The 23,701-nt window shown below is 71.4% G+C and carries 21 protein-coding genes; 9 read left to right on the top strand and 12 right to left on the bottom strand.

The window, feature by feature from the left end; all coding sequences use genetic code 11:
- Positions 1-264: 264 nt before the first annotated feature.
- From CEK65_RS15590 to CEK65_RS15630, 9 genes are all read right to left on the bottom strand, one after another.
- On the bottom strand, positions 265-915 hold the full coding sequence (locus tag CEK65_RS15590) for a DUF4124 domain-containing protein (RefSeq protein WP_152182265.1): 651 nt from the start codon (positions 913-915) through the stop codon (positions 265-267).
- Positions 915-1,670, bottom strand: a complete 756-nt coding sequence (locus CEK65_RS15595) for a DUF4124 domain-containing protein (protein ID WP_150411470.1) — start codon at positions 1,668-1,670, stop codon at positions 915-917. Before CEK65_RS15595 ends, CEK65_RS15590 begins: the two co-directional genes overlap by 1 nt.
- A gap of 305 nt (positions 1,671-1,975) precedes the next feature.
- Complete coding sequence (locus CEK65_RS15600) at positions 1,976-2,536, bottom strand: Sua5/YciO/YrdC/YwlC family protein (protein ID WP_017914937.1); 561 nt, start codon at positions 2,534-2,536, stop codon at positions 1,976-1,978.
- Between the two features lie 288 nt (positions 2,537-2,824).
- Positions 2,825-5,311: a DNA topoisomerase I gene (locus tag CEK65_RS15605; RefSeq protein WP_152182266.1), complete on the bottom strand. Its 2,487-nt coding sequence runs from the start codon at positions 5,309-5,311 to the stop codon at positions 2,825-2,827.
- 241 nt (positions 5,312-5,552) lie between these two features.
- The gene (locus CEK65_RS15610; RefSeq protein WP_152182267.1) at positions 5,553-6,494 is read right to left on the bottom strand and encodes an RDD family protein; all 942 of its coding nucleotides are present in this window, start codon (positions 6,492-6,494) and stop codon (positions 5,553-5,555) included.
- A gap of 39 nt (positions 6,495-6,533) precedes the next feature.
- A complete protein-coding gene (locus CEK65_RS15615) occupies positions 6,534-7,235 on the bottom strand; it encodes a pilin (RefSeq protein ID WP_193314806.1) in 702 nt (233 codons plus the stop codon).
- Between the two features lie 42 nt (positions 7,236-7,277).
- Entirely contained in the window at positions 7,278-7,751 is a 474-nt protein-coding gene (locus CEK65_RS15620) for a DUF494 family protein (protein ID WP_010340686.1), read from the bottom strand.
- 43 nt (positions 7,752-7,794) lie between these two features.
- Positions 7,795-8,949, bottom strand: coding sequence for a DNA-processing protein DprA (dprA, locus tag CEK65_RS15625; RefSeq protein WP_152182269.1), 1,155 nt, complete (start codon positions 8,947-8,949; stop codon positions 7,795-7,797).
- Positions 8,950-9,030: 81 nt separating this feature from the next.
- Entirely contained in the window at positions 9,031-10,164 is a 1,134-nt protein-coding gene (locus CEK65_RS15630; protein WP_152182270.1) for a LysM peptidoglycan-binding domain-containing protein, read from the bottom strand.
- A gap of 138 nt (positions 10,165-10,302) precedes the next feature.
- On the opposite strand from CEK65_RS15630, the gene def reads away from it, so the two are divergent.
- The 8 genes from def (at position 10,303) to CEK65_RS15670 (ending at position 19,473) form a co-directional block, all read left to right on the top strand.
- Positions 10,303-10,815, top strand: a complete 513-nt coding sequence (def, locus tag CEK65_RS15635; RefSeq protein WP_010340689.1) for a peptide deformylase — start codon at positions 10,303-10,305, stop codon at positions 10,813-10,815.
- 109 nt (positions 10,816-10,924) lie between these two features.
- Complete coding sequence (gene fmt, locus CEK65_RS15640; protein ID WP_152182271.1) at positions 10,925-11,848, top strand: methionyl-tRNA formyltransferase; 924 nt, start codon at positions 10,925-10,927, stop codon at positions 11,846-11,848.
- 171 nt (positions 11,849-12,019) lie between these two features.
- Entirely contained in the window at positions 12,020-13,339 is a 1,320-nt protein-coding gene (gene rsmB / locus CEK65_RS15645; RefSeq protein WP_152182272.1) for a 16S rRNA (cytosine(967)-C(5))-methyltransferase RsmB, read from the top strand.
- Positions 13,340-13,364: 25 nt separating this feature from the next.
- Complete coding sequence (locus CEK65_RS15650) at positions 13,365-15,080, top strand: glycosyltransferase family 39 protein (protein ID WP_150410435.1); 1,716 nt, start codon at positions 13,365-13,367, stop codon at positions 15,078-15,080.
- A gap of 76 nt (positions 15,081-15,156) precedes the next feature.
- Complete coding sequence (locus CEK65_RS15655; protein WP_152182273.1) at positions 15,157-16,191, top strand: glycosyltransferase; 1,035 nt, start codon at positions 15,157-15,159, stop codon at positions 16,189-16,191.
- Positions 16,192-16,245: 54 nt separating this feature from the next.
- The gene (locus tag CEK65_RS15660; protein ID WP_152182274.1) at positions 16,246-17,520 is read left to right on the top strand and encodes an O-antigen ligase; all 1,275 of its coding nucleotides are present in this window, start codon (positions 16,246-16,248) and stop codon (positions 17,518-17,520) included.
- 82 nt (positions 17,521-17,602) lie between these two features.
- A complete protein-coding gene (locus CEK65_RS15665; RefSeq protein WP_152182275.1) occupies positions 17,603-18,436 on the top strand; it encodes a glycosyltransferase family 2 protein in 834 nt (277 codons plus the stop codon).
- Positions 18,436-19,473, top strand: coding sequence for a CDP-glycerol glycerophosphotransferase family protein (locus CEK65_RS15670; RefSeq protein WP_152182276.1), 1,038 nt, complete (start codon positions 18,436-18,438; stop codon positions 19,471-19,473). Before CEK65_RS15665 ends, CEK65_RS15670 begins: the two co-directional genes overlap by 1 nt.
- 22 nt (positions 19,474-19,495) lie before the next feature.
- Here CEK65_RS15670 and CEK65_RS15675 read toward each other — a convergent pair whose 3' ends face one another.
- The 3 genes from CEK65_RS15675 to ribA form a co-directional block, all read right to left on the bottom strand.
- The gene (locus CEK65_RS15675; RefSeq protein ID WP_152182277.1) at positions 19,496-21,034 is read right to left on the bottom strand and encodes a PH domain-containing protein; all 1,539 of its coding nucleotides are present in this window, start codon (positions 21,032-21,034) and stop codon (positions 19,496-19,498) included.
- Complete coding sequence (locus CEK65_RS15680) at positions 21,031-21,570, bottom strand: PH domain-containing protein (RefSeq protein WP_226980597.1); 540 nt, start codon at positions 21,568-21,570, stop codon at positions 21,031-21,033. The genes CEK65_RS15675 and CEK65_RS15680 overlap by 4 nt, the downstream gene beginning before the upstream one ends.
- Before the next feature lie 152 nt (positions 21,571-21,722).
- Positions 21,723-22,847, bottom strand: a complete 1,125-nt coding sequence (ribA, locus tag CEK65_RS15685; protein WP_152182279.1) for a GTP cyclohydrolase II RibA — start codon at positions 22,845-22,847, stop codon at positions 21,723-21,725.
- Between the two features lie 288 nt (positions 22,848-23,135).
- Between ribA and CEK65_RS15690 the strand changes: the two genes are divergently transcribed.
- Positions 23,136-23,657, top strand: a complete 522-nt coding sequence (locus CEK65_RS15690; protein ID WP_152182280.1) for a GNAT family N-acetyltransferase — start codon at positions 23,136-23,138, stop codon at positions 23,655-23,657.
- The last annotated feature ends 44 nt before the right edge of the window (positions 23,658-23,701 follow it).

The following is a 23,701-nucleotide window of genomic DNA, read 5'->3' on the forward strand; positions in this document are numbered from 1 at the left end:
CACATCAGCCTCCCAACCACCACGATCAGGCGCCGCTCTGGTGCCGTTGCGACAGATGCTACCCCTGGCTCCAGGTCGTGGCAGGTTGTTCGAGGTGCCCTGAAGTCCCTCCCACAAGGTGGGTGCGCGCTTACTGCGGTGGATCGGTTGCGGGGTAATCCGTAGGAGCAGCTTCAGCCGCGACCAGGCTTTCCCGGTAACGCTCGGTCGCGGCTGAAGCCGCTCCTACTCAACCAGGCGCACCCCACGCGGGAGCGAGATGGATTACGGCGCTGGCTGTTCTGCGCCGCAGTTGCTGGCCTCGAGCAGGTGCTGACGGCGTTCGAACTCCGCGTGCAGCGCTTCGGCATGCTCGGGCACGGCGAAGCGCCAGTGCGTCTCGGCTTCGGCCACGTAATCCTTCCAAGCATCGCACAGCTGCTCGGCGGGCAGCGGCTGGCACTGGTCGCGCAGCACTTCGCAGGCGCTGCCGCCGGCCTGGTTGGGGCCACCGTCCAGGTCCGTCGTGTGCAGTGGTACGCAACGCGGCGGCGGTTGGGCGGCCTCGCCGATGTAAGACGATTGCTCGCGGGTTGTACAGGTGTACAGCGATGGCGGGGGCAGCTTTGGAGGTGGTGGCGGTGGCGGTGCAGCTGCCGCGGTGTCGGCCGTGGCCGGCGCGTCCGCAGGCGTGGCATCGTTCGCGGCGCTCGCCGGTGGCGACGATGGCGCAGGCTGGGCGGCGAGCGCGGCCGGCAGCGCGGCGCTGCTGACGCCCTGCATGATTTTCTTCTGCTGGCGCATGCCCTTGGGACAGGGCTGGTTCTGGATGGTCAGGTTGTCCTGCGCGTCGGTGCAGCGATAGAACACCACCGGTTCGGCGTGCGCGGCGCCGGCACAGGTCAGCACCACGGCGAGGCAGAGTGCGCGCCGCATCAGCTGCCGCCGCAGTCGCGCGCCAGACGCGCATCGATGCCGCGCTGCTCGGTTTCCATTGCGCGGCGCTCGCTCTGCAGCGCACTGTTGTAGCGACGGATCAGTTCCCAGCGGCGATCGCTCAGGCGTGCGCAGACTTCCTGCTCGGGCAGCGCGGTGCAGGTGTCGCGGATCATCGTGCTGCCGGCCGGCACGATCACGCCGGCGCCGGCGGACACCCCAGGCGGCGGTGGACCGGGCGGGCGCGGGCCGCCGGGCGGAGGCGGTCCCGGCGGGCCGGGCGAGCGACCATCGGGGCCGCGCCCGGATGGCCGTGCGTACGGGCCCTCGGCATAGCCATAGGCCCACAGCGGCACCCAGCGCGGATTGCCGGCGTTGTCGTCGCTGGTGTAACGCGCGCCTTCCGGGGTGACGCACTCGTACATCGGCTGCGCAGGCTGCACGGTGACGATGCGGAGTTCGCGCTGCGGCAGCGGCGCCGGCGAGGCCTGCGCGCGTGCCGGATCGGTGCTGATGGTGGTGGTCGGCCGCGGCGGCGGATCGCGCGGACGCTGCATGTCCAGCACCTGCTGCTGGCGCGCGTTCTCGCAGGGGGCGTTCTGCAGGCTGACCGCGCCGGAAGCGGCGATGCAGCGATAGATGCGCACCGACGCATTGCTGCCGTCGCTGCTGACCGTCTGCGTCTGTTGCGCCCAGCCGGCACCGATCCAAGGCGACAGGCTCAGCAGCAGCAATGGGCGGAGAAGGAGGCGCATGCGCGCATCTTGCGCGCCTTGGGCAGCCAGGGAAAGGGTGGTGGGTGTGCGTGATTCAGGGCGCGTGGCGTCGCGGCAGTGCTGCCGTGTTGATCTGTCGCTGCGAGGCTTCGCCCGTACCCTCATCCGCCCCTGCGGGGCACCTTCTCCCGGTGGGAGAAGGGAGAAGCCAAAGCCCCTCTCCCGCCGGGAGAGGGGTTGGGGTGAGGGTCCGGTGCGCGAAGCGCCCGCGTGGTTCCATCGCGCCATTGCCGCCAGACGCCGACGCGGCGGAAGACAGGTGCGCCGCGCCGAAGAGCAGCGCCTCAGGCGCGCAGGATCTCGCCGCTGGCGGCGTCGCGGATCGGGGTGGGCTGGGCCAGGCCGCCGGTGTCGCCGTCGAGCAGGCCGTCGAGGTCGCCCAGCACCAGCGGATCTAGTTCGCTGCGCTGCCGTGCCGGCGGCTCGCCGCCGCGGTTGGCACTGGTCGAGACCAGCGCGCCGCCCCAGGCCCGGCACAGGGCGGCCACCAGCGGATGGGCACTGATCCGCACGGCGATGCCCTGGTGCGCGCCGGTGATCCAGGGCGGCGCATGCGCGGCGGCGGGCAGGATCCAGGTATGCGGTCCGGGCCAACTGGCCAGCACCGCGGCCAGCCGGTCCGGTGGCAGGGCCGACAGGTCGAGCAACGGGCGCAACGGGTCCAGTTCGGCGGCGACCACGATCAGGCCCTTGTCCACGGGCCGCTGCTTGATTCGCAGCAGGCGGGTCACGGCGGTCTCGTCGTGCGGATCGCAGCCCAGGCCCCACACCGCTTCGGTGGGATAGGCGATCACGCCGCCCTTGCGCAGGACGGCGACGGCATGGCTCAGGGACAGGTCGGTCATGCGCGCATCATGCGGCACGTCGTCGTCTAAGGACAATGAGGGTCGGTTGGGCGGGACTCGGGATTTTCGCAAGTCTCCGGCCCGCCGCTTTTCTGTGGGAGGGGCTTCAGCCCCGACGCCTTACCGATAAAGCGTCGGGGCTGAAGCCCCTCCCACAGAAAAACCGGGTTGTCGCGGATCTTCAGGCGCTGAGAGACGCCGTCGGCGCAGCGAGAAGGCGGCTCGGCGCCCGCGCTCGTACTATTCGAGGGGGTGCATCGGGCCGCCCTGGGCCATCCGCAGAGCGGCTCAGCCGCCCTTGGCCACGGTCTTCTTCGCCGCCTTCTTCACCGTTTTCTTGGCGGTTTTCTTCGCGGCCTTCTTGACCGCTTTCTTCGCCGCCGGCTTGGCCGGGGCGTCGGCCGCGGCCTTCTTCGCCGCGCTCTTCTTCGGCGCGGCTTCCTTCTTGGCGGCGGCCTTCTTGGCGCCGAAGCCCTTGCGCACCGGCTTGCCGGTTTCCTCCAGCAGCTTCTGCACTTCGTCCAGGCTCAGCGAGGCGGGCTCGCGATCCTTGGGGATCTTGCCGTTGAGCTTGCCGTCGCTGATGTACGGGCCGAAGCGGCCGTTGAGTACCTGGATGTCGCTGCCGGGAAATTCCTTGATGATGCGGTTGCGCGCGATCTCTTCCTTCTCCTCGATCAGGAACACCGCACGGGCCAGATCGATGGTGTAGGGATCGTCTTCCTTCTTCAGCGAGGCGTAGACGCTGCCGCGCTTGGCGAACGGGCCGAAGCGGCCGATGCCGACGCTGACCTCCTCGCCCTGGTCCTGGCCGAGGCTGCGCGGCATCAGGAACAGCTCCAGCGCCTCCTCCAGGGTGATGGTGTGCATGCTCTGGCCGGGACGCAGCGACGCGAACTTGGGCTTGTCCTCGGCGTCCTCGGCGGTGCTGCCGATCGCCGCGTACGGCCCGAAGCGGCCCAGGCGCACGCTCACCGGCTTGCCGGTCTTGGGATCGGTGCCGAGCTCGCGCGCACCGCTGGCTTCGGCGCGGTCGACCGATTCCTTCTTGTCCTCGACCAGTTCCTTGAACGGCTCCCAGAAGCGCGACATCAGCGGGACCCACTCCTCCTCGCCGCGCGAGACCGCGTCCAGCTCGTCTTCGAGCTTGGCGGTGAAGTCGTAGTCCACATACTGGGTGAAGTGGCTGGACAGGAACTTGGACACCGCGCGGCCGACGTCGGACGGGCGGAAGCTGCGGCCCTCCATCTCCACGTACTTGCGGAACAGCAGGGTCTGGATGATCGAGGCGTAGGTCGAGGGGCGGCCGATGCCGTACTCTTCCAGCGCCTTCACCAGCGCCGCTTCGGTGAAGCGCGGCGGCGGCTGGGTGAAGTGCTGCTCGGCCAGGATGCGCTCCAGCGGCACGCGGTCGCCGGGCTTCATCGCCGGCAGCTTGCGGCCTTCGTCCTCGTCCTCGGCGCTCTTGTTGTCCTTGCCTTCCTCGTACACGGCCAGGAAGCCGGGGACCACCACGGTGGTACCGCTGGCGCGGAACACGTGTTCGCTGCCGGCCGACAGGTCGACGCTGACGGTGTTGAGCGTGGCCGGAATCATCTGGCAGGCCACCGCACGCTTCCAGATCAGCTCGTACAGCTTGCGCTCGTCGTCGGTCAGGAAGCGGGCCACCTGCGACGGGGTACGCAGCGCCGAGGTCGGACGCACCGCTTCGTGCGCTTCCTGGGCGTTCTTGGACTTGGTCTGGTAGGTGTTGGGCTGGTCCGGCAGCGAGGCGATGCCGTAGTCGCGGGCGATCACGTCGCGGATCTCGGCCAGCGCGTCCTGCGACAGGTTGACCGAGTCGGTACGCATGTACGAGATCAGGCCGACCGTGCCTTCGTCGCCGATCGCCACGCCTTCGTACAGCTTCTGCGCCACCTGCATGGTCTTGCGGGTGGTGAAGCCGAGCTTGCGCGAGGCTTCCTGCTGCAGCGTGGAGGTGGTGAACGGCGGCGCCGGGCGGCGCTTGCGCTCCTTGCTGGCGACGTCGGTGACGTGCAGCGCGCCCTGCGCGGCCTGCTGGATGCGCAGGCGCGCGGCCTCGGCGGTGTCGCCGTCGGTGATGGTGAACTGCTCGAACTTCTGCCCGTCGAGCTTGATCAGCTTGGCGTTGAAGTGCTGCGAGGGGTGCGCGCAGTCGGCGGCGATGGACCAGTACTCGCGGGCGATGAAGGCTTCGATCTCCTCCTCGCGCTCGACGATCATGCGCAGCGCCGGCGACTGCACGCGGCCGGCGGACAGGCCGCGCTGCACCTTGCGCCACAGCACCGGCGACAGGTTGAAGCCGACCAGGTAGTCCAGCGCGCGGCGCGCCTGCTGCGCATCGACCAGGTCGCCGGCGATCTGCCGCGGCTGCGCCATCGCTTCCTTGATCGCGCGCGGGGTGATTTCGGTGAACACCACCCGGTGCAGCGGCTTGCCCTTGAGCAGCCCGCGCTCCTGCAGGATCTCGGCGATGTGCCAGCTGATCGCCTCGCCCTCGCGGTCCGGGTCGGTCGCCAGGTAGATGTCTTCGGCCGCCTTGGCCGCCTTGGCGATGGCCTCCACGTGCTTCTCGTTCTTGTCGATCAGCGCGTAGCGCATCGCGAAGCCGTCGTCCGGATCCACTGCGCCTTCCTTCGGGATCAGGTCGCGCACGTGCCCATACGAGGCCAGGACGTGGAAATCCTTGCCGAGGTATTTGTTGATCGTCTTGGCCTTGGCGGGCGATTCGACGATGAGCAGGTGCTTGGACATGGCGGGTCGGGCTTCGATGGGCGTGGGCGGACGCCCTGGGGGCGGTAGGGTGGCGCAATTGCTCCGGTTAGTGAAGCGTTGCGGTCTCGCAGAGAAGCCGACGCCCGGGATGGAACCCCCGGGCGTTCAGCTACGGCGCTTATTTATTAGTGGGCATGTCCGGCGCCCGCTGTCAAGCCGGCGCCCGCCGGCCGGGCAGGCGCGCGGGCGGCGGCGGGGGTTCCCGGAGCCCGCCGCGGACTCAGTGCCAGCCGCCCTTGGCGGCCACGCCGATCGCCAGCGCCACCACCAGCAGTGCCGCCGCCGACAGCAGGCCGAACAGGGCCAGGATCACCACGGTGACCGTGCCCAGCTTGCGCTGCTGCCATTCCGGGTGGTCGGTGTAGGCCCACTTGTCCACCACCAGGGTGTCGCAGAGCATGTCGTGCAGGGCCTGCTTGCGCTCGGTGAAGGCCGCCATCAGCAGGCCGATGCCCAGGGTCAGGCTGCTCAGCATGAAGCCGAAGTAGCGGCCCACGCCGCGGGACACGGTGATGCGGCTGCCGTCGGTGCGCACCACCTTGATGCCGACCGCCATCTTGCCCAGCGTGGCCTGCTTGGTGGAGGCGTGGAACAGGCCGTAGTACAGCGCCGCGATCGCCATCGGCAGCAGGTACAGCAGGAGCAGCATGACGATGCCGGCGGCAGTGCTGAAGTCCGGCTGCTTGCCGAAGCCGGTGATCCCGAAGAAGCCCAGCATCACCACGAACTGGATCACGTTGGCGACGATGCCGACCAGGAACGCGTCGATCAGGTAGGCGGCCACGCGTTTCCAGAAACCGGCCTGCACCACCTCGCCGCCGCCGACCACCCGCGCGCCACCGTCGAGCACGGCGCTGGGCGCCGCGTAGGGCGACGCCGCCACGGCCGGCGCGGGCGCGGTCCAGGCGTCGGGGACGGTCGCGGCCGGGGGCGGAGGAGGAGTCTCTCGGTCAACCTCGATCGGGGCAATCGCCGGCGCCGGTGCCTGGGTCAGGCCGAGTTCGTCGACGAACTCGGCCAGGGTGCGCCATTCGCTCAGGCCCTCGCGCCAGACCAGGGTGGACAATCCGATCTCGCCGCGCTGGAAGCGCTGCTGCAGGTCGGCGGCCGCTAGCGGCCCATGGCGCTGCTGCGCTGCGTCGGCGTAGTACCACTCAGTCATTCTGTTCCCCGGGAGTTGCAGTCGAAAACGGTGCGCCGGTCAGCCGCCGCGGCAGTGAACCGGCAGAACGCGATCGTCCAGATCGGAACTGCAGTTCCAGGCGGACGTGCGCTCATCGTAGTCCAGCCACAGCGCTTTGCCATCCAGGCGCTTGGTGCCGGGCAGGTGCAGGGTGGCTTCCAGGCCGCAGTGGCCGTTGTCGAAGCGGCCGACCCGCACCTGCGCGATGGTGTCGCCGGCATAGCTCTGCGGTGCGCCGAAGCCGGTGTCGCCGTTGACCGCGCAGCGGTGCTCCTGCGCATTGAAGGCGGCGATCTGGTCCTTCAGCGGCGCCAGGTGGTCGAGCGCCTGCGCGACCTTCGCGCGTGCCAGGTAGTCCTGGTAGGCGGGCAGGGCGATCGCCGCGGCGATGCCCAGGAACGCCACCAGCAGCACGCCGACGATGGTGCCGACGATGGCCGTGATCGCGCAGCCGGACAGGCCGCTGCGCGGCGCGGCGGTGGCAGCGGGGGGCACGGGCGCGGCCGTCTGGAGCGGTGGCGGTAAGGGCGGCGGGGTGGGGGCGTCGGGCAGGCCCAGTTCGGCGGCGACCGCGTGCAGCGGCCGCCACTCCGGCAGGCCTTCGCGCCAGACCAGGGTCTCGCGCTGCAGGCGGCCGTCGTGCAGGCGTTCCAGCAGGGCGGACGCCGGCAACGGGCCGTGCCGCTCGCGCGCGGCATCGACGTAGTACCAGATCGCCAATGGAGAAGTGTCTTCGTGCATCCGTGCGCGACCGTCAGCGACTCAGTGAACCGGCTCCGGCTCGTCGACGAACATCTGCGTTTCCATCCACGCGTACGCCGCCTCGGCACCAGGCTGGTTGAACAGCACCATCAGCACCACCCACTTCAGGTCGTCCAGATCCAGTTCGTCCTGATCCAGGGCCATGGCGCGGTCCAGCACCAGCTCGCGCTGGTCGCTGTCGAGGATGCCGTGCTGCTCCAGGAACAGCAGGAAGCCGCGGCATTCCACGTCGAGCTTGTCCAGTTCCGGACCGTGGTAGATGCGGATCGGGCCATCGATGCGCGGCTGCGCCACGGCCGGGCGCTGGTCGGCCAGGGCGTCGAGCCAGTCGAACGCCTTGCTGATCTCGGTGGGGCTGAAACCGGCCTGGATCAGGCCATTCTGGAGGGAGTCGCGATCGCGGACCGGATCCGCGTCTTCGCTGAAATAGTGTTCGAACAGGTACAGCAGGACATCCAGAATGCTCTCTTTCATTGCCCCTCGGCCTGCGTCGCGAGACGCTGTGGAGGTGAAGAAACTAGGGTTTGCGGGTGTAACGACCGCGTTCGACCGCCACGTAGCCATCCAGTTCCATGGCCAGCAGCATGGAGGACGCCGCCGCGGCCGTCAATCCGCTGCGTGCGATCACTGAATCCATACAGATGGGGTCGTGGCCCAGCGCCTGCCACAAGCGCTGGTAGTCGGGGTGGGGGAAGGCCGGTGTGGCCGCGCGCGCGGTGCTGGCTCCCTGTGTGGGGGCGTTCAGGCGCCCGCGCAAGGCGTCGGCCAGTGCGGCGGCCAGGGGCGCGACCCCGGCCAGCACCTCCTCGGCGCTTTCCACCAGCCCGGCGCCGTCGCGGATCAGCCGATGGCAGCCGCGCGCCAGCGGATTGTGGATCGAGCCGGGCAGGGCGAAGACCTCGCGCCCGGCCTCGGCGGCCAGCCGCGCGGTGATCAGCGCGCCGGAGCGGGTGGCCGCCTCGATCACCAGGGTCGCCAGGCTCAGTCCGGCGATGATCCGGTTGCGCGCCGGGAAGTGCCCCGCCCGCGCCGGCGTGCCGGGCGGGTGCTCGCTGACCACCGCGCCGCGGTCGGCGATCTGGCGGCGCAGGGCGGCGTGCTGGCGCGGGTAGGCCAGGTCGGGGCCGGTGCCGACCACCGCCACGGTCAGCCCGTCCGCGCGCGACAGCGCGGCCCGGTGCGCGGCGGCATCCACGCCGCTGGCCATGCCGCTGGTCACCGCAAAGCCGGCCGCGGCCAGAGCCAGGGCGAAGCCGTAGGCGTTGTCGCGGCCGCCGGCGCTGGGGGCGCGGCTGCCGACCACGGCCACGGCCGGATGCCACAGCACCGTGGGATCGCCGTCCACGTACAGCGCCAGTGGTGGATTGGGCGTGCGCCGCAACAGGGCCGGGTAGTCGGCATCGTGGCAGCCCAGCAGGTGCCGACCTGGTTGCGCCAGCCAGTGCTCGGCGGTGTCCAGCGCGGCGCGGTCGGGCCGCTGCAGCGCGGCGATCTGCGCCGCATCCAGGCCGGCGGCCTGCCAGCCTGCGGGACCGGCGGCCAGCGCCGCGGCCGGGCTGCCGTGTTGCTCCAGCAGCAGCCGGCGTGGGGCGCTGGCGCCGCCGGCCAGCGACAGGCGCAGCAGAGCCGGGTCGGCGGGTGTGTGGGCAGGGGCGATGACCGGACTGGACATGCGCCCAGCCTAGGCCGCAGGCGCGGACGGCGCCCTCGGGCGCCGTCTGCAATCGCTGTAGGGGGAGTCCCCAGCCGCGGGTCAGTGCGCGTCCGGGTGCTTGACGTCGTAGCCGATCCGGGTCGGCTTGATGCCGTCCATCACCAGCGCGTAGCTGACCTTGTCGAAGGTGCGGAACACCATCGCGTGCGCGGCGTACTCGTCCGGCAGCGCCACGGTGCCGCTGCCGCCGGTGAAGCCGTCGTCGGCGCGGGAGGTGTTGGGGTGGCGCACGCGGTCGTTGACCCGGGTGCCGTGGCGCCACAGCGACACCACGGTGCCGTTGTCGATGCCTTCGCGGCGGCCACCGGAAATGGCGATCACGTCGCGCGGGCCGGCCGCGCTGAACGCGTCGGCCACCGCCAGTACGCGCAGGCCGGCGGCCATCGCCTGCTCGGACGGCGGATGCGGCACGAACTGCAGGTCGTAGGGCTGCGCCTCGACCGGAATCAGGCGGTCGCCGGCGCGCACTTCGCGGGCGTTGTCCTGCAGCAGCAGGCCGGTGGCCTGGCGGCCGTCGGCGGACACGCGGGCGACGGTGCCGATGTTGACCTGGGCCAGTTCGTAGCCGAGGGTCTCGCGGCGCTTGTCCGGCGGCACGAAGGTCTGCCACAGGTTGCCGCTGCCGGGGATGCTGCGGCCTTCGGCGTCGAGGTCGTCGCTGAGCTTGGGCAGCAGGTAGCGCACGGTCGGGCGGACCACGGCGTAGCGCTGGCCGGCCTGGGCCTGGCCGAGGCCGACCGCGTAGACCAGTTGCCCGTCGGTGGCGCGCAGCCGGTTGTCTTCGGTGCCGACCACGTAGGGCAGGTTGTCGATGCGCTCGACCACGCGCAGGTTCTTCAGGAACGGCTCCACCTGCGCCAGCGGGATCGCGTCGATCGGCGCGTCCTGGCGCGGGCCCGGCTTGACCTCGGCATGCGCCACCCGGTCCAGGTAGGCCAGGCTGAGCACGTCGCCGGGGTAGATCAGGTGCGGGTTGTGCACCTGCGGATTGGCCTGCCAGATTTCCGGCCACAGCCAGGGCTTGCCGAGGAAGCGCCCGGCGATGTCCCACAGCGTATCGCCCTTGCGCACCACGTAGGTGTCGGGGTGTTCGGCGGCCATGCTGGCGGAAGCAGCGTAGGTCGCCACGGTGAGCATCGCCACGGCGACGACCGTACGGAGTCGATTGAACATGAGCGCGAAGCCTGATTCCCCAACAGGTTCGCGCACTATAGTGCAGAACCCTGGTGCGGGCGCAAGCGGCGGGCGCAGAAACGGGTAGAATCCGCAGGTCTTGCCGAATCGTCCGGCGCCCCCATCTTGGGTACCGCTATGGCCCTGCTCCCCATTCTCGAATTCCCCGATCCGCGCCTGCGTACCAAGGCGGTGCCGGTCGACGCCGCCGAGGTCACCTCCGCGGCCTTCCAACGCCTGCTCGACGACATGTTCGAGACCATGTACGACGCGCCCGGCATCGGCCTGGCCGCCAGCCAGGTCGACGTGCACAAGCGCTTCATGGTCATCGACGTCAGCGAGGAGAAGAACGCCCCGCAGGTGTTCATCAACCCGCAGATCGTGCAGCGCGACGGCGAACAGGTGTACCAGGAAGGCTGCCTGTCGGTCCCCGGCATCTACGCCGACGTGACCCGCGCCGACGCCATCACCGTGCGCTACCTGGACCGCCAGGGCCAGCCGCAGGAACTGAGCACCGACGGCCTGCTGGCGGTGTGCGTGCAGCACGAGATGGACCACCTCGACGGCAAGCTGTTCGTCGACTACCTGTCCCCGCTCAAGCGCGAAATGGTGCGCAAGAAGCTGGCCAAGGCGCGCAAGCACGTGGCTTGAAGCGGGGAACCGGGAATGGAGAAACGGGAATCGTAAGTGCGGTACCCGTGGCCTTTCCGGGTTCGCGCTTTTCCCATTCTCCATTTCCTATTCCCGGTTCCCAGCCTCCATGAAACTCGTCTTCGCCGGTACGCCGGACTTCGCCGTGCCGTCGTTGCGCGCGGCTGCGCAGCGCCATGAAGTGGTCGCGGTCTACACCCAGCCGGACCGGCCCGCCGGGCGCGGCCGCGGGCTGACCCCGTCGCCGGTCAAGCTGGAAGCGGTGGCGCGCGGCATCCCGGTGTTGCAGCCGCAGACGCTGCGCGCGCCGGAGACCCTGCAGGCGCTGCGCGCGCTTCAGCCGGACCTGATCGTGGTGGTGGCCTACGGGCTGATCCTGCCCAAGGCGGTGCTGGCGATCCCGACCCATGGCTGCTGGAACGTGCATGCCTCGCTGCTGCCGCGTTGGCGCGGCGCCGCGCCGATCCAGCGCGCGATCGAGGCCGGCGACAGCGAGACCGGGGTGTGCCTGATGCAGATGGAAGCGGGCCTGGATACCGGCCCGGTGCTGTTGTCGCAGCGGACCCCGATCGGTGCCGACGAGACCGGCGGGCAGTTGCACGACCGCCTGGCCGCGCTCGGCGCGCAGGTGCTGGCCGACGGCCTGGGCCTGCTGCGCGCCGGCCTGCGTCCGGTGGCCCAGCCGCAGCCGGAGGCCGGCGTCACCTACGCGCACAAGCTGGACAAGGCGCAGGCGCGGCTGGACTGGCAGCAGCCGGCGGCGCAGCTGGCGCGGCAGGTGCGCGCCTTCGATCCGTGGCCGGTCGCCGAGGCGGTGCTGGCCGGCGAGCGGGTGCGGGTGCACGGCGCGATCGCGCTGGACCTGGCCCACGGGCAGCAGCCGGGCACGGTGCTGACCGCGTCAAAGCAGGGCATCGACATCGCCTGTGGCCAGGGCGCGCTGCGCCTGCGCGTGCTGCAGCGCGACGGCGGCAAGGCGATCACCGCCGCCGACTACCTCAACGCACGGCGCGACCTGCCGGTCCTGGCCTGAGGCGTCGACCATGCCTGCGTACGCCGCGGTGGGCCTGGCAGGCGCGGCTGTGGCCGCCTCCGCGCTGCGGCGCGGGCGGGCGTCCACTGCGTCGCGCACCCCCATCATCCGCACGCGCAACCACGACACGGCATGCGCGCTGATCCCTGACACATTCTGGAGCGTCCGCCGATGACCGCGACGCCCGCCGCTATGTGGCCGCCGGGCGTGGCCCCGCGGGTGGTCGCCGCCCGTGTGCTGACCGCGGTAATCGACCGCGGCCGCTCGCTCAAGGCCGAACTGGCCGCCGCGTTGCCGACGCTGCCGGATCCGCGCGACCGCGCGCTGGTGGAGGCGATCTGCTTCGCCGTGCTGCGCCGCCGCCCGGCCTACGAAGCGGCACTGCGCATGTGGCTGCAAAAGCAACTGCCACAGCGCGACGCCGAACTGCGCGGCCTGCTGCTGGCCGGCTTCGCCCAGCTCGATGCGCTGGGCCTGGCGCCGCACGCGGCGCTGTCGGCGACGGTGGAGGCGACGCGCGCGCTGGATCGGCCGCGCCAGGCCGGGCTGGTCAACGCGCTGCTGCGGCGCGCGCTGCGCGACGGGCTGCCGGCGGTGGCCGCCGACGCGGGCTGGCCGCTGTGGCTGCGCGACGCGCTGCGCGCCGACTGGCCGCAGCAGGCCGAGGCGATCTTCGCCGCCAGCCAGCAGCCGGCGCCGCTGTGGCTGCGGGTCAACCGCCAGCGCGGTACCCGCGACGCCTATCTGCAGGAGCTGGCCGCGGCCGGCATCGCCGCGCAGGCCTCGCCGCTGCTGGCCGATGCGATCCGCCTGGAGACGCCGCTGGCGGTGGGCGCCCTGCCGGGCTTCGCCGACGGGCGCGTGTCGGTGCAGGACGGCGCGGCGCAACAGGTCGCCGACGTGCTGGCGCCGACGCCCGGTGCGCGCGTGCTCGACGCCTGCGCGGCGCCCGGCGGCAAATCCGCGCACCTGCTCGAACGCGATCCCAGTCTGCGCCTGACCGCGCTGGACGTGGATGCGCGGCGCCTGGCGCGGGTCGGCGAGACCTTCGCGCGCACCGGCGCCGGTGCGCAGGCGCAGCTGCAGGTCGCCGACGCGGCGCAGCCGCAGGACTGGTGGGACGGCGTGCCGTTCGACGCGGTGCTGCTCGACGCGCCGTGTTCGGCCACCGGCATCGTGCGCCGCCAGCCGGACGTGCTGCTGCATCGCCGCCGCGAGGACGTGATCGCCCTACAGGCGCTGCAGGTGCGCCTGCTCGACGCCGCCTGGCAGGTGCTGCGGCCGGGCGGGGTGCTGGTCTACGCGACCTGCTCGCTGCTGCAGGACGAGAACGCGCGGCAGGTGCAGGCGTTGCTGGCGCGGCAACCGGGCGCGGCACTGGAGGATCCGGGCGCGGCCTGCGGGCATGCTTCCGGCGGCGGCCGCCAGCGCTTCCCCGGCGAGCAGGACTGCGACGGTTTCTACTACGCAAGGTTCCGCAAGACGGCATGAACCGGCCCCGGTATCATCGCGTCCCATGCTGAAGACCCGCGCCTCCCGAGAGTTCTGGTTGTTGGCCATCCTGGCCGTGCTGGTGCTCGGCGCCGGCCTGGGCCTGCGCGATCCGCACCCGGCCGACGAGCCGCGTTTCGCACTGGTCGCCAAGCAGATGGTGGAGAGCGGCAACTGGCTGTTCCCGCACCGCGGCAACGAGCTGTACTCGGACAAGCCGCCGATGCTGATGTGGCTGCAGGCGAGTTTCTACACGCTGTTCGGCAACTGGCGGGTGGCCTTCCTGCTGCCGTCGCTGCTGGCCGGGCTGGGCACGCTGGCCTGCGTCTACGACCTCGGCCGGCGCCTGTGGACACGCCGCGTCGGCATGTACGCGGCCTACGCGCTGCTGTTCGCCTTCCACTTCACCTACCAAGCGAAGAAGGCGCAGATCGACCCGTTGGTGGTGTTCTTCATCACCCTGGCCAACTACGCGCTGCTGCGCCACCTGTTGCGTGGGCCGGACTGGCGGTTGTGGGCGCTGGGCTGGTTCGCCGCCGGCCTGGGCACCATCACCAAGGGCGTGGGCGTGCTGGCGCTGCTGATGCTGCTGCCGGCCGCGGCGGCGTCGCTGGCGCACTGGCGTGGGGTGCGGGTCGGCCTGCGCGATCCGCGCTTCTGGCTGGGGCCGCTGGCGTTCCTGGCGGCGGTGTCGATCTGGCTGGTGCCGATGGTCGCCACCGCGCTGTCGAGCAACGCGCCCGAGTACCGCGCCTACCTCAACGACATCCTGTTCCGGCAGACCGCCGGGCGCTACGCCAAATCCTGGGACCACGCGCACGGGCCGCTGTACTTCTTCGGGGTGATGCCGAGCATGTGGCTGCCGGTGCTGCTGGCGCTGCCGTGGGCAATCCCCGCCTGGGCGCGGCGCCTGCGCCGGCGCGATGCGCGCTATCTGCTGCCGCTGGCGTGGTGGGCGCTGGTGGTGCTGTTCTTCTCGATCCCGACCGGTAAGCGCGATGTCTACGTGCTGCCGGCGCTGCCGATGCTGTGCCTGGCGATGGGGCCGCTCATTCCAGGGCTGTTGCGCAAGCCCGGGATCAAGCGCCTGCTGCTGGCGTTCACCGCGCTGCTGACGCTGGCGCTGGGCGGCGTGGGCGCGGCGATCCTGCTGGGGCACGGCTTCCGCGCGAAGATGATGGAAGACCGCGGCATCGACCTGGCGACCGTGCAGGTGCTGGCCTGGATCCTGCTGGCGATCGGCCTGTGGGGCGTGGCCAGCCTGGCCGCGTTCGCGCGGCGCCGCCCGGAGCTGGCGACGGTCTCGACCCTGACCATGGTCTGGGTGATGGCCGGCTTGCTGGTGTACCCGCTGATCAACATGTCGAGTTCCGCGCGCGGCGTGATGGAGTCGGTGGGGCGCCGCATCGGCCCGGAGGCCGAGCTCGGCCTGGTCGCCTGGAAGGAGCAGAACCTGCTGATGGCCGACCGCCCGGCCACGACCTTCGGCTTCGTGGTGCCCTGGGACGAACAACTGCGCCGCGGCATCGCCTGGCAGGCGCAGGCGCCGCAGCGGCGCTGGCTGCTGGTGCAGGAGGCGGCGATGCTGGGCTGTGTGGACCGCAACGCGAGCATCCTGGCCGGCGTGTCCAACCGGCGCGACTGGTGGCTGGTCCCGGCCAGTGCGATACACGGCCACTGCGTGGTCACCCAGGACGACCGCGACCGCCTGCGCGAGCAGGACAAGGACCGCTTCGAATGAGCCGCAGCCGCGCGTTGCGGCGGCGTGGCGCGGGTGCCGCTGGCGCCCGGCGCGCTGCGCGGGCAGGGAGACGCGCGTGCCGCCACGCCTGATCCGGGTCGTCAGCCGCGACAACGGCGGCGGCCTCAGCCGCGACCTGCAGGTGGTTGCCGACATCCTGCGCGACACCGGCAAGTACCAGGTCGAGGTGCTGGGCTTCGGCACCGTGCGCATGGCCAATCGGCTGCGCGAACTGCGCCTGTTCCTGCGCAGCCTGCTGTTCGGGCGTGCCGACCTGCAGATCTTTCTGGAGCGGGTGTATCCGCGCTGCCTGGGCAGCGGCTTGCGCAATGCCTTGATCCCCAACCCGGAGTGGTTCCGGCACAAGTGGCTGCGCTGCCTGCCGCGCTTCGCCCAGGTGCTGTGCAAGACCCGCCAGGCCGAGCAGCGGTTCTCCACGATGGCGCCGACCGCCTTCATCGGCTTTTGCAGCGACGATTGCTACCGTCCTGAGGTCCCGCGCGAGCGCGCCTGCCTGCATGTGGCCGGGCGCAGTTCGGCCAAGGGCACGGCGCTGCTGCTGCAGACCTGGGCGCGGCACCCCGAGTGGCCGCGGCTGACGGTGGTGCAGAGCGCGAAGAAGTCCCACCCGATCGAGGCCGAGAACATCGACTACCTGACCGGCTACCTCGACCAGCAGGAACTGCGGCGGCTGCAGAACGCGCACCGCTTCCACCTGTGTCCGTCCGAGGTGGAGGGCTTCGGCCACTACATCATGGAAGCGCTGAGCGTCGGCGCGGTGGTGATCACCACCAACGGGGCGCCGATGAACGAACTGGTGAGCGCCGAGCGCGGCGTGCTGATCGATCCGGTCGGCGAGGGGCCGGACAATTTCGGCGTGCGCTACCGGATCGAGGCCGCCGGCCTCGAGCAGGCGATGAGGCAGGCGCTGGCGCTGTCGCCGATGCAGTGCGACGCCCTGGGCACGGCCGCGCGCGGCTTCTTCGAGACGCGCCGGCGCGAGTTCGGCGAGCGCCTGCGCGCGGCGGTGGCCGATCTGCTCGGGGAAACGCCGCCGCCCGCCGTGCCGTCCAGCCATGGCGCCGATCGCGAGCAGGTCAGGCCGGGTTAGGGAAGCGCCCCGGATCATCGCCGACCACCCCCTCCCCACGGCCTTCCCTCCTTGATGTCCCAGCCGATCGCGCCACGCCATGCCGTTTCCGCGTTCTCGCGCCAGTCCCTGGCCGAGCGCGGCGCGGCGCTCGCGCTGCTGTGCCTGCCGGCGCTGGTGATCAGCATGCCCAGCGGCCTGCTGCCGTTCGGCCTGCTGCTGCTCGCGACCAGCCTGCTGGCATTGCCGCGGCTGCGCCAGGCGGTGGTGCCGATGCAGCCGTCGCTGCGCTGGCTGTGGATCCTGGCGCTGCTGGTGATCGGGCTGTCGCTGTGCTCGGTGCTGTACTTCGGCCAGCCGCTGAAGGACATCGACAACCGCACCCGCTTCCTGGTGCTGCCGTGGGCGGCGCTGTGGACCTATGCCCTGCGGCCGCCGCAGCGCCTGCTGTGGTGGGGCGCGCTGCTCGGCATCCTCGCCGCCCTGGTGCTGGCCAGCGTGCAGGTACTGCAGGGCCAGCCGCGCGCCGAGGGCTGGACCAACGCCATCGTGCTGGCCGACGTGGTGCTGATGCTGATGGTGCTGGCGGTGTTCTGCCGGCCGCGCGGGCAATGGCCGTGGGCCGTCGCCGCGGTGGTGGCCGGCGGCATCGTCATCCTGCTCAGCGGCAGCCGCGGCGTGTGGCTGGGCGTGCTGTTGCTGCTGGTGGTCAGCGCGCTGTGCCTGCGCTGGCGCGACAGCGCGACGCGTCTGATGATCCTGGGCGCGTGCACCGCGCTGGCGGCGGTGCTGGTGCTGAGCGTGCCGGCGCTGACCAAGCAGACCCGCCTGGCCGAACTGCACCACGACGTGCAGCGCTACGAACGCGGCGACAGCGATTCCTCGGCCGGCGCGCGCATCGAACGCCTGCAGGTGGCGGCGGCGACCTTCGTCGAACACCCCGTGGTCGGGGTCGGCGTGGGCCGTTTCGACAACGCCATGCTGCGCCTGCCCGACTGCCGCAAGGGCTTCGTCGAGCGCTGCCACCTGGGCCACGCACACAATGACCTGGCCGAGTGGAGCGCGACCCAGGGCCTGCCCGGTACCGTGCTGATCCTGATGGTGTACGGGGTGCCGCTGTGGCTGCTGCTGCGCCTGTACCGGCGCCGGCCACAGCCGCAGTTCCACGGCGCGGCGGCGGCCGGGATCATGGTGGTGGCGGCCTACGTGCTGTGCGGCATGACCCAGTCGATGTTCGCGCACCAGGTGAGCACCGGTTTCTACGTCGCCCTGGTCGGCGTGCTGATCGGGCTGGCCGCGCGCGAGGCGGAGCCGGGCCCGGGCGCTGAAGGCGCCGCGCGAAGCCGGTAGACTGCCGATCCCGCATCGCCGGGTGGCACGGCGCCCGGCGCCGACCGCCGGCACCGCGCCTGACTTCCGGATACCGCGCGCCATGGCCGACGCTGCCGCCGCCACCCTGCCGCTGAGCCTGGTGGTGATGACCTACAACGAGGCCGCCAACATCGCGCGCTGCCTGGACAGCGTGCCGTTCGCCGCCGACAAGCTGGTGGTGGACTGCGGCAGTACCGACGACACCGTGGCGATCGCCCGCGCGCACGGCGCGCGGGTGGTCGAGCAGGCCTGGCTGGGCTTCGGCCCGCAGCGCAACTTCGCCTCCACCCAGGCTGCGCACGACTGGATCCTGGTGCTGGACGCGGACGAGTTCCTGTCCGACGCGTTGCGCGCCGAGTGCCTGGCGCGGTTGCCGCAACTGCTCGCCGAGGACCGCGTGGACGCGGTGTGGCTGCGCCGCAGCACCTGGTACATGGGCGCGCCGATGCGCTGGTACAAACCGATGGTCGGCGAGCGCCTGGCGCGGCTGTACCACCGCGGCCGCGCGTGCTGGAGCGATGCGCGGGTGCACGAATCGCTGCGCTTCGACGGCGCCAGCGCCACGTTCGCGCCGCCGTTCAATCACCTGCACAACCCGACGCTGGTACACAAGCAGCTCAAGGTGCTGCGCTACGCCGAACTCAAGGCGCTCGGCTGGCGCGACAAGCGCAAGCCGGTGAGAATGTGGCAGAGCCCGTTCGTGTTCGCCGGCGCCTTCCTCAAGGACTATCTGCTGCGGCTGGCCTTCCTCGACGGCTGGCGCGGCTTCGTGGTGGCGCAGACCGCGGCCAGCTACGCGCTGTACAAGCGCATGCGCTACTACGAGATGCAGATCAACCCGGCCTCGGTGGAGCAGGCGCGGGCGCAACTGCAACGGCACGATCTGGAGCACTGATGAGCAAGCACTATCTGCTGTACGGGTCCGAGCGCTATGCGCTGGCGATCCTGCGCCCGCTGCAGGCGGCGATCCGCGCGCGCGGCGACCAGGCGGCATGGTTCTTCGACGGCCCCGGCGCCGAGGATCTGAGCGCCGACGAGCGCCATCTGGCGACGGTGGAAGAGGTGCTGGCGTGGAATCCGTACGCGGTGATCACCTCCAGCAACGCGGTGCCGCATTTCTTCCCCGGGGTGAAGGTCGAGACCTTCCACGGCTTCGATGCCGGCAAGCCGCGGCATATCTACGTGCGCGGCTTCTTCGATCTGTACTGCACCACCGGCCCGCGCGATACCGCGGCGTTCGGTGCGCTGGCGCGCAAGCTCGGCCACTTCGCGGTCAAGGAGACCGGCTTCCCCAAGATCGACCCGTTCATGCGCGAGATCGGCGCGGAACTGGCGCCGGTGCGGCAGCCGCCGGTGATCCTGTACCACTCCACGTTCTCGCCGTCGTGGAGCGCGGCCGGCATCCTCCACGACGAGGTCGCGCGGCTCTCGCGCAGCGGCGAGTGGCGTTGGATCGTCACCTTCCATCCAAAGATGGACCCGGCGATGGTCGCCCGCTACCGCGCGCTGGAAAGCGAGTACCTGCACTTCGCCGACAACGACAACATCCTGGAGCTGTTCCCGCAGGTGGACATGATGTGCTCGGACACCTCGTCCGCGCTCAACGAGTTCCTGCTCACCTACAAGCCGGTGGTGACCTTCAAGAACCGGCGTCCGGGGCCGCAGTTGATCGACATCGACGATCCGGCGCAGTTCGAGCCGGCGATCCGCCGCGCGCTGCAGCGGCCGCCGGAGCTGATGGCGGCGATCCGCGAATTCGCCGATGGCCTGCATCCCTACCGCGACGGCCAGTCCAGCGAGCGCGTGCTGCAAGCGATCGACGAGTTCGTCGCCGAGGGCGCGCGCAACCCGCGGCGCAAGCCGCTGAACCTGTGGCGCAAGCTGAAGATCCGCCGCCGCATCGGCTACTGGGGACGCGGCGCGCGGCGCTGACGCGCAGCGCCGCCGCGCGCGCTCACCAGCGCAGCCGTCGCTGCGCCAGCGCTGCGCCCAGTTGCTCGTACAGCGCCCGCGCCTGCGCGTCCGGCAGTAGCCGCATGCGCAGCGGCGGTTCGCCGTGGCGGGCGCCGGCGGTGTCCAACCACAGGGTCGCGGTGCCGCAGCAGCGGTCCAGCGGCGAACGGCTCAGGTGCAGCGTCTGCAGCTTGTCCAGTTCGGCCAGCCGCCACCAGCGCCGCCACCAGCCGCCGCGCACCGCCACGTAGCGCGCATCCAGCGCGTAGCCCATGCGCTGCGCCTGGCGCCAGGACTTGAACGCCGACCACGGCAGCCACAACAGCAGCAGCGCGGCCCAGGCGTCGAGGGTGGCCCACAGCCCCGCGCACAGCAGCGGCACCAGCAGCAGCGCCGGCAGCGACAGGCGCCACCAGTAGCGCGTGGCGATGCCGTGCCAGTGCGCCGGCGGCCAGGCGATCTGCGGCAGCAGCCGCTGCAGCAGCGCATCGCAGGCGGCCGGCGTGGCCAATGGCGCCAGTTCCGTCAGCGCGTGGTCGTGCCCGTGCCCGTGGTGCGACTGGATCACCGCCGTGTCGATGTTCAGGCTGCGCCGCCGCAGCAACCGCTGCAGCACGCTTTCGTGCAGGGTCCAGGCCTGGATCCGGCGCCGCGCCACGCTGCTGCGCAACCGCGTCAGCAGGCCGCGCTCCACGGTCAGCCGGCGCTCGCTCTCGCTCAGCCGGAAGCCGTGGTACTGCACGATGGCCAGCCCCATCGACAAGGCGCGCATCAGCAGCAACAGCGTCGCCAGCATCATGGCGAAGGTCACCGCGCCCGCCATCCAGCCCAGTTGCAGGTGCGTGGCGTAGCCGAACAGTTGCCGCCCGTAGTGCTCGATCGCGTTGGAGATCATGCGCTCGGGGAACAGGTGGTAGGTGGCGCCGAACGCGGTGAGCAGCACCACCATGCCGCGGTTGGAGATCAGGCCCTGGCGCAGCACCTCGGTGGTGGGCAGCGCCAGCAGCAGTTCGCTGTCCGGCGCGGCAGCGGGTGCAGCGTCGGCATCGGTCGTGGCGATCGTGTCGGCGGCGGGTGCGCGGTGGCGGATCTGCTGTTCCAGCGCCAGCGCCTGGTCCAGCCGCAGCACCCGCATCTGCGCCTCGGGCTTGGTGCCGCCGGCCGATTCCAGCCGCACCTCGGCCACGCCGAACAGCCGGTGCAGCAGCGACTGGTGCACCACCACGTTGTGGATGCGTGCGAACGGGATCTCGCGCAGGCTGCGTTCCAGCCAGCCGCTGCGGATGCTCAGGCTGTCGTGGCCGATGCGGTACTGGTAGGTGAGATAGCGCAGCAGCGACACCGCCACCAGCCCGCTGCACACCGCCAGCATCACCAGGTGATCGGCGTGATCGCGGTGGCCGTCGCGGCTGCCGAACACCAGCAGCGCCAGCAACGGCAGCAGGAAGTGCCTGAGGTGCTGCAACAGCACGAACAGCCACGACCACGGATGCAGGCGCCGGACCGGCGCGGTGTGTTCGGCGTCGGCGAGGTCGCTCACAGCGCGTCGTCGTCGTGGTCGAGTTGGTGCGCCAGGCGTTCGCGCAGGCGCTGCGCGTCGGCCTGGTCCAGGCCGGGCACGGCGACCGCGGTGTGCCGGGTGCCGGCGGTGTGCACGACCAGGGTGGACAGGCGCAGGGCGCGTTCCAGCGGACCGCGGCGCAGGTCCAGGTGCTGCACGCGCGAGATCGGCACGTGCGTCTCGCTCTGCCACAGGCGCCCGCGGAACACGTCCAGGCCCTGGGCATTCAGCCGCCAGCGGATGCGCCGGTGGCGGACGAAGCCGACCCAGGCGCCGCACAGGCTGCCCACCGCCGCCGCCACGGCGCCCAGGGCCAGCGCATGCAGGCTGTGCAGGCTGAGGCCGACGATGCCGGCGGCGACCACCAAGCTCAGCCCGAGCATGCAGCCGCCGCCGAGTGCGGCCAGCCAGGCACCGCGCAACGGCACCGGTTGCCAGTCGGCCGGCGGCCAGTCCGCGGGCGCCGGGGTGGCGGCGAAAGCGCTGGGCGCGGGCGCGGCGGGTGAGTCTTCCATGGGCGGCGGTGCGATCACGTCGGGGTCTCGGGGCGCGGGCGCGCGGCGTGGCCTGCGATCCTAACGCGGCGATGACGGGCGTGCGCTGTCCGCCGCGCGGTTTCCGTCCCGATCCGCGCAGGCGGTGGAGAGTGCCGAGCCGCGGCGGTGGTTCAGCGCGCCGCGCGCAGCAGCGCGTCCACGTCCAGCGCGTGGCCGGCGCGGGCGGCCTTGGTGCGCAGGTAGCCTTCGTTCTCGGCGGTGATGGTGCCGGTGACCGGGATGCGCTCGGTCACCTCGATGCCGGCCGCGCGCAGGCGCTCGGCCTTGTTCGGGTTGTTGGTGAGCAGGCGCACGCGGCCGATGCCCAGTCCGCGCAGCATCGCCACGGCGCTGCCGTAGCGGCGTTCGTCGGCGCCGAAGCCCAGTTGCGCGTCGGCGTCGATGGTGTCCAGGCCGTCGTGCTGGTAGCCGTAGGCGCGCATCTTGGTGGCGATGCCGGTGCCGCGGCCTTCCTGGTCCAGGTACAGCAGCACGCCGCCGCCCAGCGCCTTGAGCTTGGCCAGGCCGTGCCGCAGCTGATCGCCGCAGTCGCACTTGAGCGAGCCGAACAGGTCGCCGGTGAGGCAGGAGGAATGCACGCGCACCGGGACCGGCGCGCTCAGGTCGGGCTGGCCGATCACGATCGCGACCTGGTCGCGCTGCGCCACGCCGCCGCGGAACACCACGAATTCGCCGGGGCCCAGGTCGCGCAGCGGCACTTGGGTGCGGGTGACCAGGGTGTAGCTGTCGGAGGCGGCGAGGGCGCAGCCGTGTTCCAGGTCGTCCAGGCGCAGCGACTGGCAGCCCTGGAAGGCGCTGCTGTCCGCGCCCAGGTCCGCCGCGACCATCGCCGGCAGCAGCAGGCCCAGGCGCGCGATCTCGGCGGCGCCGGCATCCAGCGCGTCGCCGGGCTGCCACTGCGCCGGTACCGGTCCGTCGCGCAGGTAGGCCAGCGCCGCCAGCGCGTCGTAGGAGTGCTCGGCCAGGGCGATGCGCGCGCCCTGCGGCGCGTCCAGGCCCAGCACCTGCGCGCGCGGCGGGGTCACGAACAGGTAGTGCCGCTGCCCGCTGGCCTCGGCGAAACCGAGGTAGGACGGTTCGGTGCTGCTGTCCAGCGCCATCACCGCACGGGTGCGGCCGTTACCGTCGTCGAGCAGGACCGGGCGCCCGGCACGCAACTCCGATGCCGCGCGTTCGCTGCGGATCGCGGCAGGATCGCCGAAGGCGTGCGCGGAAGGGGCGGTGGGGCTGGTCATGCACGACTCCAGATGGGGGATCGGCGGCGCCGCTTCAAGGCTGCCGCATTTGGTCGCGGCGGCACCGGCGCGGCGCCGGCAGGCGCATGGCGCCCAGCGCCATTGTCGCGCGCTTTGCCTGTCCCGCCAGCCCGCGGGCGATGGAACGCACTGTGCCCGGCCGCACGGCATCGCCGATGCAACCGGATGCGGCGTTCCCGGCAATGCCGCCGGCGCTGGGCGGGTGTGCACGCGCCGCCGGTTGCTTGCTACTGTGCCGCCTCGCATCCCCTCCGGCCCCCCGCCCGCATGCAGCTCGTCGATTGCACCGAACCGCGCCACGCGATGGCGATCCTGGAGATCTTCAACGACGCCATCGTCCATTCCACCGCGCTGTACGACTACCGGCCGCGCCCGCCGGAGAGCATGGCGGCCTGGTTCGCGACCAAGCGCGCCGGCAACTTCCCGGTGCTGGGCCTGGAGGACGCCGACGGCACCCTGGTCGGCTTCGCCAGCTACGGCACCTTCCGCGCCTGGCCGGCGTTCAAGTACAGCGTCGAGCACTCGGTCTACGTGCACCGCGACCATCGCGGCCGCGGCGCGGGGCGGCGCTTGTTGCAGGCGCTGATCGAGACCGCGCAGGCGCGCGGCGTGCACGTGCTGGTCGGCGGCATCGACGCCAGCAATGCCGGCAGCATCGCCCTGCACGAGCAACTGGGCTTCGTGCACGCCGGCACGGTGCGCGAGGCCGGCTTCAAGTTCGGCCGCTGGCTGGACCTGGCGTTCTACCAGCGCATCCTCGCCGGCCCGGCGCAGCCGCACGACGACTGACGGGGTTCTGCCTGGGGCGAACGCCCTAGGGGTTGTCATCAATT

The organism is Xanthomonas sp. LMG 12459 (assembly GCF_009192905.1).
Lineage (GTDB): Bacteria > Pseudomonadota > Gammaproteobacteria > Xanthomonadales > Xanthomonadaceae > Xanthomonas_A > Xanthomonas_A sontii.